At 52.1% G+C, this 13,968-nt stretch carries 14 protein-coding genes; 13 read left to right on the plus strand and 1 reads right to left on the minus strand.

The genetic code is table 11. The annotated features are described in order from the left end of the window. Nucleotides 1–79: 79 nt before the first annotated feature. The 8 genes from KHQ09_RS07345 to KHQ09_RS07380 are packed head-to-tail and all read left to right on the plus strand — an operon-like array spanning nt 80 to nt 8,319. Nucleotides 80–1,165, plus strand: a complete 1,086-nt coding sequence (locus KHQ09_RS07345; protein WP_213597373.1) for a N4-gp56 family major capsid protein — start codon at nt 80–82, stop codon at nt 1,163–1,165. 56 nt (nt 1,166–1,221) lie between these two features. Beyond that, nucleotides 1,222–1,908 carry a phage adaptor protein gene (locus tag KHQ09_RS07350; protein WP_213597375.1) on the plus strand — a complete coding sequence of 229 codons (687 nt, stop codon included), beginning with the start codon at nt 1,222–1,224 and terminating at the stop codon, nt 1,906–1,908. 11 nt (nt 1,909–1,919) lie between these two features. After that, complete coding sequence (locus KHQ09_RS07355; protein ID WP_213597377.1) at nt 1,920–3,377, plus strand: hypothetical protein; 1,458 nt, start codon at nt 1,920–1,922, stop codon at nt 3,375–3,377. Then, entirely contained in the window at nt 3,374–3,805 is a 432-nt protein-coding gene (locus KHQ09_RS07360) for a hypothetical protein (protein WP_213597379.1), read from the plus strand. Before KHQ09_RS07355 ends, KHQ09_RS07360 begins: the two co-directional genes overlap by 4 nt. Beyond that, entirely contained in the window at nt 3,805–4,824 is a 1,020-nt protein-coding gene (locus KHQ09_RS07365; protein WP_213597381.1) for a tail fiber domain-containing protein, read from the plus strand. Before KHQ09_RS07360 ends, KHQ09_RS07365 begins: the two co-directional genes overlap by 1 nt. Before the next feature lie 25 nt (nt 4,825–4,849). Continuing rightward, on the plus strand, nt 4,850–5,182 hold the full coding sequence (locus KHQ09_RS07370; RefSeq protein WP_213597392.1) for a hypothetical protein: 333 nt from the start codon (nt 4,850–4,852) through the stop codon (nt 5,180–5,182). Further along, entirely contained in the window at nt 5,182–6,549 is a 1,368-nt protein-coding gene (locus KHQ09_RS07375; RefSeq protein ID WP_213597409.1) for a hypothetical protein, read from the plus strand. The genes KHQ09_RS07370 and KHQ09_RS07375 overlap by 1 nt, the downstream gene beginning before the upstream one ends. A 9-nt stretch (nt 6,550–6,558) precedes the next feature. Further along, on the plus strand, nt 6,559–8,319 hold the full coding sequence (locus KHQ09_RS07380) for a hypothetical protein (RefSeq protein WP_213597411.1): 1,761 nt from the start codon (nt 6,559–6,561) through the stop codon (nt 8,317–8,319). Between the two features lie 218 nt (nt 8,320–8,537). Here the strand turns inward: KHQ09_RS07380 and KHQ09_RS07385 are convergent, their stop codons facing one another. Continuing rightward, nucleotides 8,538–8,819, minus strand: coding sequence for a hypothetical protein (locus KHQ09_RS07385; protein ID WP_213597413.1), 282 nt, complete (start codon nt 8,817–8,819; stop codon nt 8,538–8,540). 616 nt (nt 8,820–9,435) lie between these two features. Between KHQ09_RS07385 and KHQ09_RS07390 the strand changes: the two genes are divergently transcribed. Genes KHQ09_RS07390 through KHQ09_RS07410 form a run of 5 tightly spaced genes read left to right on the plus strand, consistent with a single transcriptional unit; the run spans nt 9,436 to nt 13,794 of the window. Then, a complete protein-coding gene (locus KHQ09_RS07390; RefSeq protein WP_238481585.1) occupies nt 9,436–10,113 on the plus strand; it encodes a M15 family metallopeptidase in 678 nt (225 codons plus the stop codon). After that, nucleotides 10,113–10,865 (plus strand): phage tail protein, encoded by a 753-nt coding sequence (locus tag KHQ09_RS07395; protein ID WP_213597417.1) that lies wholly within the window; start codon nt 10,113–10,115, stop codon nt 10,863–10,865. Before KHQ09_RS07390 ends, KHQ09_RS07395 begins: the two co-directional genes overlap by 1 nt. After that, nucleotides 10,865–11,041 (plus strand): hypothetical protein, encoded by a 177-nt coding sequence (locus tag KHQ09_RS07400; protein ID WP_213597419.1) that lies wholly within the window; start codon nt 10,865–10,867, stop codon nt 11,039–11,041. Before KHQ09_RS07395 ends, KHQ09_RS07400 begins: the two co-directional genes overlap by 1 nt. A 10-nt stretch (nt 11,042–11,051) precedes the next feature. Continuing rightward, nucleotides 11,052–13,289: a hypothetical protein gene (locus KHQ09_RS07405; RefSeq protein ID WP_213597422.1), complete on the plus strand. Its 2,238-nt coding sequence runs from the start codon at nt 11,052–11,054 to the stop codon at nt 13,287–13,289. Between the two features lies 1 nt (nt 13,290). Then, nucleotides 13,291–13,794, plus strand: coding sequence for a DUF4376 domain-containing protein (locus tag KHQ09_RS07410; protein ID WP_213597424.1), 504 nt, complete (start codon nt 13,291–13,293; stop codon nt 13,792–13,794). The last annotated feature ends 174 nt before the right edge of the window (nt 13,795–13,968 follow it).

Genomic DNA, 13,968 nt, shown 5'->3' on the forward strand with positions numbered 1-13,968 from the left:
CCTGCTTTCCGCTTAGCCGCGCGGCGTGATGCGCAAGCATTAACTCAAATTCCCAATCAGATTTTGGAGGTTTAGCCCGATGGCTACCACTGTTCAGCCCGTCAATGATGCATTGACTGTAAAACTCTGGTCTCAGCGTATGGATGTTGAGGCACTCAAAGAAACAACCGCCTATCAGTATATGGGCGAAAAGGCCGGTTCTCTGTGCCAGATCATGACCGAGACCAAAAAGGGTGCCGGTGATCAGATCACATGGGGCATTCGTATGCTGGCTACCGGCGACGGTACGACCGAAAACGAAGTGCAGGAGGGCAATGAAGAAAGCCTGACCCGCCAGAGCGACAAGATGGTGATCAACGAACTCGGCCATGCCCATCGTGTTCGCAATGAAGGTACGATTGACCGCCAGCGTGTGCCTTACAATATGCGTGAAGAAAGCTATGACAGTCTGAAAGACTGGATGGCTGACCGCATTGATACATGGTTCTTCAACCAGCTTGCAGGCAATACATTTGTCACCAATGGCAAATATACCGGTTTCAATGCCGCCATTGCCCCAAGTGCTGGCCGCATCCTGCGTGCCGGTGGTAAAGCAACGGATCAGGCACTTGTTGCTGCTGATGTGTTCAAGCTGCAAATGATCGACGATGCTGTGAACCGTGCGAAAAACGCGGCTCCAATGGTGCGCCCGATCAAAGGGCTTGGCGCGGATATTGATTATGTCTGCTTTATCCATCCGGATCAGACGCTCTCAATGCGCAAGGACGTGGCAACGGCAGGTAACTGGTTTGACCTGCAGGGCAAACGCTTGCAGGGCGGTGATATCGACAAGAACGGTCTCTATACCGGTGCGCTCGGTGTTTATAACCGTACGCTGATTGTTGAGAACAGCCGTGTACCGCTTGGCATTGATGCAACCGATCCGGCAAGCCTCAAGCAGAAAGCCAATACCCGCCGTGCAATTTTCTGCGGTGCGCAGTCGGCCTCGATGGCCTTTGGTAAGGACGGCGGCAAAAACAAGTTCAAATGGGTTGAAGACCTGTTTGACTATGACCGTGAACTTGGTGTGCGTGCCAGCATGATCGGCGGCCTTAAAAAGACCGTTTATGACGGCGTGGATTACGGCACCGTTGTGTTGACCTCTTTTGCTGCACCGGCTGCATAAATCCTGATTGGGCGGGGTCGTTCCCGCCCTTTCTCTTTTTTGAAAGGCGAGGTCTTATGGCGATTACAGTTGTAACATCGGGGCCGAATTTTACCGGTGGCGATTACACATTCCCGCAACTTATCGCAGATATTTCCCGCGATATTGACGATGATACCGGTGAATATACTGCCGATATCCAGCGTGCGATTGCGGCTTCTATCCGTTATTGTGAGCGCGAAACCTATTATTTCAATGAAACCCGTGATGTGACGTTCATTACTGTTGCCGGTCAGCAATGGTATGGCGCGCCAGCACATGAGCAAATCCCGCGCCTTGTGCATATTCAGGCTGCCTATCGTGAGGATCATGCAGGAAATGTGCTCGATCTGCGCCGTGATACACCGGAAGAAATGGAGCTGGTTTCAGATCGCACTGCTGCTAAAGGCGAACCGGTTTCCTATACCTATTTCAATCAGCAATTGCGCCTCTATCCGGTGCCGGACGGTGCTTATAAAATTCGCTTGCAGCTTGGAGCATACCGACTTGCTCCGCTGACAAGCTTTGAAATTCCCAATGCATGGGTACTTGAGGCCTATGATCTCATCAAAGCACGCGCCAAATATATTTTGGCTAAAGACACGATGAAAGACCCGCAGGTCGCCACAGAAGCGCTAAGTGATTATCAGGATCAACATAAAGCTCTAAAACGAGAAACAACCTCACGAAATGCGCGGGGAGTTATCCGTGCGACAGCGTTTTGAGGGGTTAAACTATGCCAACAATCCCATTTGCAGAATTTCGCCCCGATGTTTCTGATCTGAACGGAGCTTTCACCGGTGATGTGAACAATGTGCTCTGCGCTGACGGGTCTTATATCCCGTTTCCTCAGTTCAAACCTTTGTCGCAAGCGCTGCCTACTGCCTGTCTCGGTGGATTTATGGCGCGCGATGATCTGGGCGGCACCTATATTTTTGCAGGCACAGCAACGGGGCTTTTTCGGCTGGATAATACCGATCTGGGATGGGTCAATATATCTAAGACCGGCACGCAGTATAATGCCAGCCGAGAGGCACGATGGTCATTTGCACAATTCGGCAACTTTGTGATTGCAGTAAATGAAAACGACAATCCGCAGGTGATTGAGCTTGGGCAGGCGTTGTTTCGTGATCTTGGCGGGAATCCGCCCCGCGCTGCGATTGTGCGGGTCTGGGGTGATTTTGTTGCTTTGATGGGGCTGCCTGCGCATCCGCGCCGTGTATGGTGGTCTGGTTTAAATGATGCAGAGCACTGGACTGTTGGTAGCAAGAATTGCGATTATCAGGAGTTTCCTGATGGTGGCGTGGTTCAAGGTTCAACTGAGGCGACGAACCCGCTTGTGTTTCAGGAAAAAGCAATCCGGCGGGTGACCTTTGTTCCAGGCTCGGTTGAGATATTCACCTTTCAGAAAATTCATGATCAGCGCGGCGCGCGTTCACGTCTTTCTATCGCGTCGCGTGCAAATCTGGCTTTTTATGCTGACGAGGGCGGGTTCTTCCAGATTGCTCCTGACGGCTCTATGGCCAATATCGGCTTTGAAAAAGTTGACCGCACGGTTTTTGATCAGGTGGAATGGTCGGATACTGCTGAAATCATGGGCGTTGTCGACCCGTTTTATTCGCGGGTTTATTTTGCAATCCGGCGCTTCGGCAATGAGAATTACAATCAGATTTATATCTATGATTGGGTACTCAGTCGTTGGACAAAGGCTGATATTGCCGCATCCATGCTCATGTCTGCTGCCACACTTGGTTATACGCTGGAAGGGTTGGACGCAGTTTCAACTTCGATTGATGCTCTGCCTTATTCGCTTGATGCCCGTTCATGGCAGGGCGGTTCGCCTGTACTGGCGGCTTTTACACCGGATGGGGCACTTGGCTTCTTCAACGGCCAGACGCAGGAAGCCGTGATTACTACACAGGAGATCGGCGATACCACCGGCGGCGTGACACGTATTCATGAAACCTATCTGATTGCCGATACAGATGATGCCCGCTTGGCGATTGGCTCACGCTTTCGCCGTTCAGAAGCTTTTCGCTGGCAGGATGAGCAAGCGCCATCCTCACGCACCGGCATGTATCGTCGCATGTCCCGTTCGCGGTTTCATAAAGTTAGAGTTCGCATCCCTGCCGGTTCAATCTGGACGCATGCGCAAGGCATTGAAACCAAAATCAGCACGGCAGGTATGAAATGACACTCGACATTCATCTGACAAACGATTGGCCGCCGGAGCGTATTGCGCATTATGGCCGACAAATCACCGCCTCTATGCAGCGAATGGTAGCGCGGTTTCCCAAAGATATCGAAATCAAATCCCTGATGAAGGAAATCCTGTCAGGTGAGCGCCAGCTATGGCTGATCCTCGATGGCGAGGAATATGTTTCCTTTGTGCTCACTGAAATCAAACATAATCAGGCAACAGATCACCGCACAATCATGGTGACGGTACTGGCCGGTGAAGATGGTTTGGACAGCACGCCATTGATTGAAAAAATCGAACAATATGGCCGTGATCAGGGTTGCCATGAATGCAGCGTTCTTGGCCGCTTGGGCTGGAAACGTGCATTAGCAAAACAGGGCTACGGCGCTGAGCTGGCAATGTTTCGGAAAGGACTTGCATAATGGGTAAAAAAGGCGGCTCACAGACACAGACAACCGAGAATAAGCCGCCTGCATGGGCGGCTCCTTTGTTTCAAAAGTCTGCCAGCGAGGCAATGGATCTTTATAACAGCGGTAAAGGTGGCAATGTCTATCAAGGCCAGACCGTTGCCGATCTTGGAGCCAATACGCAGTCCGGTATTGGTAGCGTCATGAATGGTGGCGCGGATTATGGCGCGCTGAAACAGCAGGCCGGACAGCCAACCAGTGCGCAATCCAATTTGCAAGATTATGCCTCCGGCAAATATCTCAAAGAGGGTAATCCCTATTATCGTGAGCGGTTGAACAATGAAATCAGCTCAGCCAATGATCTGATCCAGAGCCAGTTTGCCGGATCGGGGCGCTATGGCTCCGGCGCGAACACCGATGTGCTTGGCAAGAACACCACCAATATGCTGCTGCAAGGGTTGGAGAGCGATTACAACCGTGCAATGGACAATCAGTTCAAGGCTGTTGGCGCGATTGATGCAGCCAATGCGCAGTCTATTCAGAGCCAGCTTGGTGTGGATGCCGCGCAGCTTGGTCGTGGTCAGGCACAGATCGGTGCAGGGCAGCTACAGGATAAGAACGCTCAGGATAAATTGCAGGCCGATTATGCCAAGTGGCAGGCAGAGGATATGAAGGACTGGACGCGGCTCGGCCTGTTGCAGAGTGCTGCTGCTGGTTCTGCGGGCAATTATGGCACTAATGTTCAGACGGTCAATCAGCCGTCTAATCCGCTTGGTGCGCTTGGTGCTGTCGGTTCGTTGTTCATGAAATCTGACGCGCGGCTCAAAGAAAATATTGAACACACCGGCGCCTATGAGAATGGGCTGCCAATGTATGAATTCAATTATATGGGCGAACCCACACGCTTCCGTGGCCTGATGGCGCATGATGTGGCCGATAAGTATCCGGATGCGGTTGTGTTGGAAGATGACGGCTATTTGGCGGTCAATTACGACGCTCTCGGCATTAACATGGAGGTGGTGGCGCATGTTTAATGCTTTGAAAGGCGCAGGCAGCGCTATGAACACCATTGCTCAACCAACAGCTGCCGCCAGCGGTGGATTTCTCAGTGGGATCGGTGACAAACTGGAAAGTTTTCAGCAGGCAATTGCTGGCACGCCGGAGAACCGCAATATGTTCTCTCAAGCCTTGCAGGACATGAGCGGCGGCAAACTCGGTAAGTATCGCTCTGAAATGACGGACGCAGAAAAGAGCAGGCAGGATTTGCTTGCCCAGATCGGACAGAACCAGCCCAAAGCACAGTTCTCACCGGTACAGATGGCAGGCGGTCAGCAGGGGAACCCGCTCTCAGCCTATATCGCCCAGATCATGGGGAAAGGTGGACAAGTATAATGCGCAATCTTCTTACAAGTTTTATGGATCAGCGCGAAACCATCGGCAATTTGCTCGCGCCATTCCTCACCGGTCAACCGCAACAGTTTGCGCCGCGACCAAATCCGAACATGCTTTTGCAAGGCGCGGAGGCGGCACAGCAGCCAGCCCCGCCATTATCTGCACCAATAGATGTGTTGCAACAGCAGGTCGCACAGGTGCCGCGAGCGGTTGACCCAATGCCGACACACTCAACATCCCCATCAATGCCAGCACAGCCGCCACAGTCCAAATCTGGCGGCTTTTTTGATGGCCTGTCCAAGTTTGGCGAAAGCGATTTTGGTCAGCGATTAGGCGATATGTTTCTGGGCTGGGGCATGGGCGGTACTATGCAGGACAGCCTGTCAAAAGGCAGTCAGATGATTGCCGCCGGTAATCAGGACAGGAAAACGAAGAAAATCCAGAACAAGACTGTTGAATGGCTGAAAAGCAAAGGGATGGATGAAAGCGAAGCGCAGGCCGTTGCCAGTGACCGCGCTTCTCTCAACGCCTATCTGATCGCCATGCGCAAAGGTGTTGATCCGATGCAGGCACTGCAACAGCGCAAGATGGAACTGGAAATTCAGAAACTTGAAAACCCTCAGCTTTCACCGTCTGACCAACTCGCCCGCGAGAAATTCGAGTGGGAGAAAAACAACGGTGGTGGGGCTACTGAATATGGTCTTAATCCTATTTGGGGGCAGGATGATCAGGGCAAACCAGTTTTGGGCGTTCTTGGTAAAAACGGTTCTTTCAAGCAGGTCGATACAAGCGGGTTTGATATTTCGTCCGGTACTGAACAAATCGATCTTGGTGATAGTTATGCCATTAAGGACAAGCGCTCCGGTCAGATTATTGGCTCCGTTCCTAAAAATCTTGCAAATGCTGAGAAAGAAAAAGTGCTTGGCAAGACATCTGGTGAGCGGGAGACCTCTGCTGAGGGGGATTTTACGACTGCTCAGAATGCACTCGATCTGATTGATAATATTCGAAACGACCCATATCGGGAACGCGGCACAGGTGCATCAGCCGTTTTGAATAATGTCTGGGGCACCGGTGGGTATGATTTTTCGCAGAAAGTTGAGCAGGCGAAATCCGGAGCGTTCCTAACTGCAATTCAGCAGATGAAGGGGCTTGGTGCTCTCTCAAATAACGAAGGCGCCGCAGCAACGGCTGCTGTAACGCGAATGAACACTGCTATGTCAGAGCAGGGGTTCCTTGATGCTCTTGCGGATTATGAAAAAATTGTAAAACAGGGCATGGAACGGGCAAGGAAAAACCTGCCTTCCGGTTCTGGCGCGCCACCGGTATCGAGCACCGTGGATTTCTCCGATTACTTCAAACAGTGAGGCGTAATCATGCCCATCGTAAAGATGCCAGACGGAACGCAGGTGCGTTTTCCGGATGATATGCCACGCGAACAGATCCGAGATATGATCGCGTCTAAGTTCCCAGAAGTAGCGCAGCGGGCGGCGCAACCACAAGCCAATCCTGATGGCACATTTGGTCAACCGCCGGAAGGCATGGTGCTCAATCCCACAACCGGTCAGATGGAAGATTTGCGCAGCCCTGCTAATCCAAACATTCCGCAAGGTGGAGCCAATGCTCTTGCACTTGGTGTCGGGCAGGGTGCAGGCTTGAACATGCTGGACGAGGCCAGTGCCGCGCTGTCAGTGCCGTTTGGTGGCGACTACGATTACAACCTTGCGCGAATGCGTGAGGCAGAACGTCGAGCATCCGAGGATAATCCTGTCGCCTATTATGGCGGACAGATTGGCGGTGCGCTCGGAACTGGCATCGGACTGGCAAAGGGTGGCTTGTCCGCAACCAATGCAGCGATCAATTCCGGCGCTAAACTTCCGGCAGTTGCTCTTGCATCCGGCGCAGAAGGCGCTGCCCTTGGTGCCGGTTATGGCTTCGGTGCGGGGGAAGGGACGGACAGCAGGCTACAGGGAGCAAAAACAGGAGGCGGACTTGGATTTGGTATAGGGGCGCTAACTCCCGTTGCAATATCCGGCGCATCGTCATTGTACAATAAAGCTCGCGCCCCGTTTGCAACCTCTCCAGAGCGTGCCGCCGCCGTTCAAACTCTTAGCAATGAGGGCGTCCCTCTTTCTGCTGGTCAGAAGACCGGCAGTAAGTGGTTGCAATATCGAGAAAGTGAATTGGGTGGGGCAAAGGCCGCCGATCTCATGGATGAGCAGGCTAGAGCGTTCACCGATGCAGCAATGCGCAGGGCTGGAGGGTCTGGTCTGGCAAGCCCTGATAATTTAGGAGCGCTTGAACAACGGTTATCACAGGGATTTCAAGACTTATCAGCTCGTAACACGATCAGCATTGACCGCGGGATGGTCAACGATATCTCAAGAACAATGAACCGATACGGTGAAAAGCTAGATGCCCTTAAAAAGCCTGTGTTTGATAAGGTGCGCATTGATATTGTTAACGAGTTCATGAGGAACAAGGGAAACGCTTCTGGGCAGTGGTATCAGCAGGCTCGGTCTGATCTTTCTCAGCTTGCACAATCAGCTCGTGGCAATGATGATATGCTGGCAGGTGCTTATCGTGGCTTGCGTAATGCCCTTGATGACGCGATGGAGCGGTCTATTCAGAAAACAAACCCATCCGACTTGGGGACGTGGAAGCAGCTACGCAAGCATTGGGGGAATTTCCGAGTAGTTGCGGATGCATCGCGTGGTGCTGGTGAGGCGGGCGGTCAAGGTTATATCACACCAGCAAAACTCGCTCAGGCGGCAAGCAAGGGTAAGAATGGGCTTGCATTTGCAACAGGCAAAAGCGATTTCACCGATCTCGTGAAGGCGGGTCAGGCTGCAATGTCGCCATTGCCAAATTCAGGAACTGCTCAGCGTATTGCATCTCAGGGCGTGACTGCAGCCGTTCTCGGAGGGGGAGGCGGGGCAGTTGGTGGACCGGTGGGAATGGCGGCTGGACTGGCAGCGCCATATCTTGCCGGAAAAACACTTATGTCAAAGCCAATGCAGAACTATCTGGCTCGGCAGATCATAAGCCAGCCATTAACTACGCAAAGCCGTAGCTTGTTAACTGCTCTGGTAAATGCGCAAGGTGGATTATTGGCGGGGCGACTTGCTACGCCATGAGGCGGGGATTTCACCGCCGGTTCTTTCCATGACCCAACCCATTAATACTATACCAGTCCCTAAGCCAAGCATAAGCTGATCCCAGTCAAATCCATCAATGTACCATTGGGCAGCCCATAACAGAGCAATCAAAGCAAACCCCGCCTTCCAAATCCATTTTGGGAGGCGTTTGTCGTTTGGAATATGCTCAATGGTTTTGGGTTCGTGGTCTATTTGGTTCATTCTGCCCAAAATACCCATCTTGGAAAATAGCATGAAGAAACTGGATATAAATCTTGAATGCAATTTGATGATTTACGGTATCCAAATGATCCCATGCATCGATCAGAGAAATCTATCGCTCTAGTCCCGTCTAATTTATGCTCTAGCACACGCGCTTGACAACTATCAAAATTATCGGAGGCTGCTGCTGAGGAATAAGCAAATGTAGCCAATACTCCAGCAATAAATAGCACAAGTGCAGCAGCCGTATAAAGCAACCCCTTAATAAAATCTATCATGCCAAAGCCTTAATAACATAACTTGCAAGATGGCGAGCTTACTCATTCGTCGGCCTTAGTTGGATCGTGGTCAATTTGCATGAAAATACAATACTCAATCCTGAAAGGAATGGAAGCGCCATGTTTAAGCAACATTGGTCGTGCTGTGCCTTACATCGGCTACCAGCAAAATTCCCGATGAAATGTGACTGCGGTGGTTTTACAGACTACACAAAACCCGTGAAACGCCGATTTTATACGGCTTCCAGTCTATACGAGGCTGTAGAAAATTTCGTTCAGTTATGGACATACCGGATATATTGGAAGCGTGAAACTGGCGCCAGCCTTCGCCGCTTCCTGTCTGAAGTTGCCAAGCATACAGCGATAGGTCGCCGTCTGCATCGTACCCGTAAAGGTGGGGCTCAACGGTTCTAATTTTCCCGTTGTATACGAAGCTTATAATTTTCTTTGCGCGGATAGCTTCGCAAATACCAGTGTGAACCATGATTCTTCCTCCGCTTAATCTCGTGATACTTGAATCAATTCTGCACCATGTCCACAGCCTCGCTTATGCGGGGCTTTTTTATTGGAGAAAGCTATGGCCTTTGACTTCAAAAAGTACGCTGTCGGAGGGGCGATGCGGCCTGATAGCTTCTCAGGACTGGATCAAGGCTTTGCTTCTGCACTGTCCAATATGTTTGCGGCTGCGCCGCCGGAGATTGCACAGCATTTGCGCATTACTTCCGGCTTTCGTTCTCCTGAACGGCAGGCACAGCTATGGCAGGATGCGTTGCAGAAATACGGATCACCGGAAAAAGCGAGGAAGTGGGTAGCGCCTCCGGGGCGATCCAATCACAATCATGGTCATGCCGTCGATCTGAAATACCTCGATCCATCAGCAACGACATGGGCGCATGAGAATGCCGGCCGGTTTGGATTGGCCTTCCCGCTTTCAAATGAGAACTGGCATATTGAGCTTGCGAGCAGACGCGGCGGCAAGCCTGATCCGGCACTGGTTGCCAGCGCTCTGCCTTCACAGTCTGCTTTACCTCTGCCGAGCGCATCAGCGAACCCACAGCAAACAGCACCAGCTCCTGCACCAATAACGGGTGAGCCAGTTCCGGCTTTTGCAGAAGCCGCAGCAGCATCAGAACCAAGCCGCACGCAATCTAGTTTGAATGCGCTTTTGCAAGCCTTCGGTCAGCAACAACCGGAAGCATCGCCGTTTTCGCCGGTTCAGTTCTCCGGCGTTTCTCCCAACCAGTCCAACGCACTCGCCTCGCTTGTGGCATCCATCAAACAAGGACGCGCATAATGCCGATCAAAGATTATAGCACCACACCGTCAAACAACACGGCCATTAACGGAATTAACATTGCCGAGGGGTGTGCTCCATCGAATATCAACAATTCGATCCGACAGCTTATGGCCGATCTGGCCGACAAGCAGGCACTGAAAGCCTTTCTCAATGTCGTGATCGGTACAGATGTGCAGGCCTATGACCCGAAGCTCTATAATATGGTTGTACCGGTCGGCGGAACAATCGAATGGAATGGCGATACGGAGCCGGAAGGCTGGATGTTTGAGGACGGACGCGAATTATCGCGTACAACCTATCCGGCATTGTTCGCTGTTCTTGGCACAAAATGGGGAGCTGGAAACGGTACGACGACTTTCAATATCCCTGATAGTCGGGGGCGCGTTGTAGCTGGCATTAATCGCGGAACCGGCAGGCTCACCGCTGCGTACGGTGGGGTTGACGGTGATGTTCTTGGCGCTGTGGGTGGCTCGCAAACTCATGTACTGACGGAAGCGCAGATGCCAAGTCACCGGCATGAAGGCAATACCAATCAATCCGGCAGGCACTGGCACCATTATACAGGCGCAGCCACGAACGTGAATTACGGCGGCGACCGTCCATCTGGTACCGGAGGCAACAGCAAGTCAGCGACAGACGAAGCTGGTGAGCATTCCCACTATTTTGAGACGAATTATAAGGGCGGGAACCAGCCTCACAACATCGTTCAGCCAACCATCATCAAGAACAAGATCATACGGGTGCTGTGATGGAAAAAACATCACCAACTCCACAGGCAATTTCCGGTGTCGCAGACACGAGAAGCATACGCGTTTTGTTGCTGGCAAACGGGCAACAGGTGCATGCGCCGTTAGATGGGCTTCTGAAGCCGCTCACTGACCGAATTACAGAACTCGAAGCCCGCCTTGCTGCGGCTGGTTTATAAGAGGTGACGCATGGTTGATATTCCATATCATACCCATCAATTTGACATTCCCACCGCATCTGAGGGTGAAATTCGCACTGGCGTAGAAGCCGGTAAAGCTATCACGCCTGATAAGCTTTTCCCTGTGCTTGCAGACAAGGCCGATAAGTCTACCACCCTTGCCGGATATGGCATTGTTGATGCCGCGACCAAAGAGCAGGGGCAGAAGGCAGATACGGCAGTGCAGCCTGAACAGGTTTCCGCCGTGGGCTTTTCAGGTCGCTATGACGATTTGCTGAACAAGCCTTCGCTTGGTAGTGCTTCGGGGCTGAATGTTGGCACGACTGCGGGAACTGTTACGGCGGGTGACGATGCCCGTATCGTTAATGCCGCTCAGAAAAGCATCACTGTAACTGCCGGAGCGGGGCTGAGCGGTGGCGGTACATTGGCTGCAAATATCGCTCTTGCTCTGTCCTCCACCTCACTCGCCTCGCTGGCTTTGGCAGATACTGCTGTTCAACCTTCAAGAAAGCTTACTGCCGGTGCAGGGCTGACGGGTGGAGGGGACTTCGCCGCTGACCGGACAGTGGCGCTGAACGCCGCAAGCATTGCGTCTCTTGCAAAAGCTGACACAGCCGTGCAGCCGCCAGCAATCGCTAATTTTGCAACGAAGGCGGAACTGACTGCTGGACTGGCTACAAAGCTTGATACTGGTGCTCAAGCTGCCGACAGTGCGAAACTACAGGGCTTTACGACTCTCACGCTTCCAGTGTCGACGGCAACGCAAACTGCACTGGATGGAAAAGCAACCGCAGCGCAGGGCGCAAAAGCTGACACTGCCGTCCAGCTGTCTGATCTTGGTGCTCTGGCTACAAAAAGCAAAGTGGCGACCACAGATATTGATGCTACCGGCTCAACAGCAGGCGGAGCGCTGCTAACCCGTGGCGGTGTATGGGTTGACCCATCCGGCGGTGGTGACATGTTCCGAGCAACATATGACCCAACCAATAAAGCCGCAGATGCTTTCAGTATGGGGAATATGGCTGAAACGACAGCTGCCAAAGTTATGACCGCAGCTGAGCGGACAAAGCTTGCAGGCATTCCTGCGGATGCGGACAAAACACCAGCACTTGCAACGGTGGCCACGACTGGCAGTTACGACGATCTGTCGGGCAAGCCTGCGACTTTCCCGCCGTCAGCACATACTCACACACCTTCCGAAGTCGGCCTTGGTAATGTGCCAAATAAGACAGAAGCACAAATGGCGAGTTCTGGTGCGATTGCTGATGCATTAGGTGGAAAAGTGAGCTTTACCGCGCAGACTTTATCTGAGGCAGAAGCAGGACAGGCCCGCGCCAACCTCGGAGCAGGAATACTCGCTGGCTTCCGCAACAAGATCATCAACGGCGATTTTGATATCTGGCAGCGTAACGTCTCCCAATCAATTAGTGGGTACGGTTCTGATGATCGGTGGCACAACTGGTTTAATGGTGGGACGCTCGGAAGTAACAGTAGGGCAATCACGGGCACGGTTCCTGAAGCCTCCGGCAATCCAAGCTACTACTCTAAAATGACAATAACCACTGTTTCAGACAGTGGATTTTGCGCAAAAGAGCAGCGCATAGAAGGCATCAGGACGCTCGCCGGCAAAAAGGCAACGCTTACCTTCTATGCTAAAGCAAACTCTCCGAGGCAAATGGGGGTCAGCTTTCGGCAGAACTACTCCGGAGGCTCCCCATTGCGTGTGTTCGGCGGTAAAGTGTTAAGCCTAACCACAACGATGAAGCGATTTGACATTATTGTCGATATCCCTAATCACGCTGGGCAGTCATGGACGGCGGAGGGGTATCTGTCAGTGCTTTTATGGCTCCACGTCGGGGCCACATCTGGAGTAGCTGATGTTGCTGCTTTGGGTAATTCTGCCGGTGACGTAACTATTGGACATGTCTCGCTTGTAGAAGGCGATGCCGCCGCCGAAGCTGATCCATTCTCACTGCGGCATATTCAGCAGGAGATAGCGCTTTGCCAACGGTATTTCAAACGAATAACTGGAATTAATACTCAAGCAGCGGGAGTTGCAGCAGAGCCTATTAGATCTTTTCAAGTAATGACTGAGATGCGTACTAACCCAACAGTGGTTTCATTTACAGGAAATACTGGCAGCGGTTGGTCTGTTGAAGCTGGTAAAGATTGGGTGGTGCTTATAGCATTTCCTAATCCAAGCGGCCTGATTGGTATTTCCGATATTCTGTTGGACGCGGAGCTTTAAAATGAACATCACAAGTGCAAAATTTACCGAGCAAGGTTCCATCATTGCCACCATTGACGATCAGGTTATGACCGTGCCGGATGATATGGGGAACCGTCACCGCGTCATGATTGCGGAGTGGGAAAGTGCGGGCAATGCTATTGAGCCTTATACGGAACCCGCGCCAGACCTTGTTGAACACGCCGCGCAAAAGCGGTGGGAGAAAGAGGTCGGCGGGATCACTTTAAGCGGCTTGGTGATTTACACCGACGACCGCTCAAAGATCATGATCTCCGGCGCTCGCGTTGCAGCGGAAGCCGACCCGAATTTCACGACACAGTGGAAGGGTGCGGACGGTACTTTCGTCACGCTTGACGCGGCGATGATCGTCGCGATCAGCAACGCGGTTTCGACCCACGTTTTGAATTGCTTCGCGCTTGAGGCTCAAGTGCTGGCACAGATCGAGGCGGGAACGATCACGACAGCAGCAGAAATCGACGCGGCTATTCTCGCAATGGGTGATTAAGCTGTAATCGAGTGGCAAGACGCTTCTGAATACCGGCGTTTGCACCCGTTGCTTAATCAAGTGGCTGCTCATCTGTCATTAACGCAGGAACAGCTTGATGCAATGTGGCAGCAAGCTTTAACTGCCTGACTATTGCTCTCTCATTAATAATTTTATCTGCCTTTGAAGAGGTAT

This window comes from Pseudochrobactrum algeriensis (assembly GCF_018436245.1).
Classification (GTDB): domain Bacteria; phylum Pseudomonadota; class Alphaproteobacteria; order Rhizobiales; family Rhizobiaceae; genus Pseudochrobactrum; species Pseudochrobactrum saccharolyticum.

Excerpts from the sequence above, each read along its gene's own strand:
- KHQ09_RS07345 (WP_213597373.1), top strand. The coding sequence starts at position 80 with ATGGCTACCACTGTTCAGCCCGTCAATGATGCATTGACTGTAAAACTC.
- KHQ09_RS07350 (WP_213597375.1), top strand. The coding sequence starts at position 1,222 with ATGGCGATTACAGTTGTAACATCGGGGCCGAATTTTACCGGTGGCGAT.
- KHQ09_RS07355 (WP_213597377.1), top strand. The coding sequence starts at position 1,920 with ATGCCAACAATCCCATTTGCAGAATTTCGCCCCGATGTTTCTGATCTG.
- KHQ09_RS07360 (WP_213597379.1), top strand. The coding sequence starts at position 3,374 with ATGACACTCGACATTCATCTGACAAACGATTGGCCGCCGGAGCGTATT.
- KHQ09_RS07365 (WP_213597381.1), top strand. The coding sequence starts at position 3,805 with ATGGGTAAAAAAGGCGGCTCACAGACACAGACAACCGAGAATAAGCCG.
- KHQ09_RS07370 (WP_213597392.1), top strand. The coding sequence starts at position 4,850 with ATGAACACCATTGCTCAACCAACAGCTGCCGCCAGCGGTGGATTTCTC.
- KHQ09_RS07375 (WP_213597409.1), top strand. The coding sequence starts at position 5,182 with ATGCGCAATCTTCTTACAAGTTTTATGGATCAGCGCGAAACCATCGGC.
- KHQ09_RS07380 (WP_213597411.1), top strand. The coding sequence starts at position 6,559 with ATGCCCATCGTAAAGATGCCAGACGGAACGCAGGTGCGTTTTCCGGAT.
- KHQ09_RS07385 (WP_213597413.1), bottom strand. The coding sequence starts at position 8,819 with ATGATAGATTTTATTAAGGGGTTGCTTTATACGGCTGCTGCACTTGTG.
- KHQ09_RS07390 (WP_238481585.1), top strand. The coding sequence starts at position 9,436 with ATGCGGCCTGATAGCTTCTCAGGACTGGATCAAGGCTTTGCTTCTGCA.
- KHQ09_RS07395 (WP_213597417.1), top strand. The coding sequence starts at position 10,113 with ATGCCGATCAAAGATTATAGCACCACACCGTCAAACAACACGGCCATT.
- KHQ09_RS07400 (WP_213597419.1), top strand. The coding sequence starts at position 10,865 with ATGGAAAAAACATCACCAACTCCACAGGCAATTTCCGGTGTCGCAGAC.
- KHQ09_RS07405 (WP_213597422.1), top strand. The coding sequence starts at position 11,052 with ATGGTTGATATTCCATATCATACCCATCAATTTGACATTCCCACCGCA.
- KHQ09_RS07410 (WP_213597424.1), top strand. The coding sequence starts at position 13,291 with ATGAACATCACAAGTGCAAAATTTACCGAGCAAGGTTCCATCATTGCC.